1 protein-coding gene and 2 pseudogenes are annotated in these 1,887 nt (G+C 67.0%); 1 reads left to right on the plus strand and 2 read right to left on the minus strand.

Going from position 1 to position 1,887, the window contains the following annotated elements:
• Window positions 1-503 (minus strand): annotated as a pseudogene (locus tag BHQ40_RS24615) (ammonium transporter); the annotation flags it as partial.
• Between the two features lie 66 nt (window positions 504-569).
• Window positions 570-1,568 (minus strand): 2-hydroxyacid dehydrogenase, encoded by a 999-nt coding sequence (locus tag BHQ40_RS24620; protein WP_070158300.1) that lies wholly within the window; start codon window positions 1,566-1,568, stop codon window positions 570-572.
• Between the two features lie 166 nt (window positions 1,569-1,734).
• Between BHQ40_RS24620 and BHQ40_RS27075 the strand changes: the two are divergent.
• A pseudogene (locus tag BHQ40_RS27075) lies at window positions 1,735-1,887 on the plus strand (SH3 domain-containing protein); the annotation flags it as partial.

Here is a 1,887-nt window from a genome sequence, read left to right on the forward strand (position 1 = left end):
GATACGGCCCGCACGACAGGCGTATAGACCAGCAACAGCCACAGCATGACCAGCAGCGTGACTGGCAGCAGACGGTAACCGCCAAAGGCCCCGGCCAGCAGGCCGCAGGCCATGGAGGCGACGGATAGCTGGAAAAAGAGGAAGGCAATTTCCGGGATCGTCATGCCGGGACGGAGCGCCGCCATGTCCTGGGGGGAGACGTGGCGCAGGTCGCCGAACCAGAGCGGGCCGGGCGCATAGGCGAGCATATTGCCCGCCGCCGCCCACAGCAAAGCGACGATGGCTGCTGCGATCACCACCCGCGCCATCGCGGCGGATGCGTCACGGGCGGGGACCGCGCCCGCAAAGCGCAGGGCGAGGCCCGGAATGGCGGCGAACAGCACAAGCGCCGTGCAGATCAGCATCCAGGCGGTGTCGCCGCTGTCGGCGACTTGCACCTGCGCCATGGCGGGGGCCGGGAAGGCGAGGGCGATCAGGGCAAGGACAGGCAGGACAAGACGCATGGACCCCCGTTCCCCCTTGCATCATGACGCCATGGCGAAGGGATGAACCCTCCGTCCGGCTGCTTGTTAAATCCAGCCCTCCAGCACCTGATCGGGCGGGCGGTGGCCATCGACCCAGGTGCGGATATTGGCGATGACGCGCGCGCCGGTCGCTTCGCGCCCTTCGAAGGTTGCGGAACCCATATGCGGCAGCAGCGTGACGTTGGAGAGGCCCAGCAGCCGGGGGTCCACCGCCGGCTCATGGGCATAGACGTCAAGGCCAGCGCCAGCGATCCGGCCGGTTTCCAGCGCATCGATCAACGCGCCCTCATCCGCGATTTCGGCGCGGGAGGTGTTGATGACATAGGCGCTGGGTTTCAGCAGCGCGAGTTTCGCCGCGTCGATCAACCCCTTGCTCTCTGCATTGAGCGGGCAGTGGACCGAGAGGATGTCGCTTTCCCGCAGCAGGTCGTCCAGATCGGCGTGATAGACAGCGCCGGTCTCCGCCTCCACCGCTTCGGGCAGGCGGTGGCGGTTATGATAGGCGATGGACAGGCCGAACGCGCGGGCGCGGCGGGCGACGGCCTGACCGATGCGGCCCATGCCGACAATGCCGAGCCGTTTGTCGCCGATCCGGTGGCCGAGCATGGCGGAGGGACTCCAGCCGCCCCAGGCGCCGGACCGGATCAGCTTCTCGCCCTCTGCCAGACGGCGGGGAACGGACAGGATCAGCGCCATCGTCATGTCGGCGGTATCCTCTGTCAGCACGCCGGGCGTGTTGGTGACGATGATCCGCCGCTTCCGCGCGGCCTTCAGGTTGATATGGTCGACGCCATTGCCGAAACTGGCGAGAAGCTGCAGCCGGTCCGGCGCCTGGGCGAGCAGGTCGGCATCGATCTGGTCAGTGACGGTCGGGACAAGAACGTCGCAATCGGCCATTGCGGCGGCCAGTTCCGCGCGGTTCATCGGCCTGTCCTCGACATTGAAGCGCGTCTCGAACAATTCGCCCATCCGCGCCTCCACGGAGGGTGGCAGGCGGCGGGTCACGATGACCTTTGGAGTAGCCGGGCGTTCTCGTCTGGGCATGGTGAAGGCGCTATGCTGGTGGCGGGGGGCAGGTCAAGGCAATAAAGGATGCGATCGGCAGTTGTGCGGGAGTCGGACATTCGGCAAGGATGCGCGCAGGGGCGCGAACCCCGGTGAATGACGGCCCGTGAATGACGGCCGGTGAATGGCGGAAAGTGATGCGGTGATGAACGGGCAGGAGAAGGTCGCGGCTTTGGCCGTGCTGCTGGGGGTGTCGTTGATGATCGCGGCGCCGGCGCAGGGGCAGGCCAAGAAGAAGCTCCCCTATTGGGCGTCGCTGTCGCAGAGCGAGGCGCGCATGCGCGTCGGGCCGAGTCTC

The sequence above is a fragment of the Sphingobium phenoxybenzoativorans genome (genome assembly GCF_001757355.1).
GTDB classification, from domain to species: domain Bacteria; phylum Pseudomonadota; class Alphaproteobacteria; order Sphingomonadales; family Sphingomonadaceae; genus Sphingobium; species Sphingobium phenoxybenzoativorans.

What these genes read in the sequence shown, in the direction of transcription:
- BHQ40_RS24620 (WP_070158300.1), bottom strand. Translation starts at nt 1,568, where the DNA reads ATGCCCAGACGAGAACGCCCGGCTACTCCAAAGGTCATCGTGACCCGC.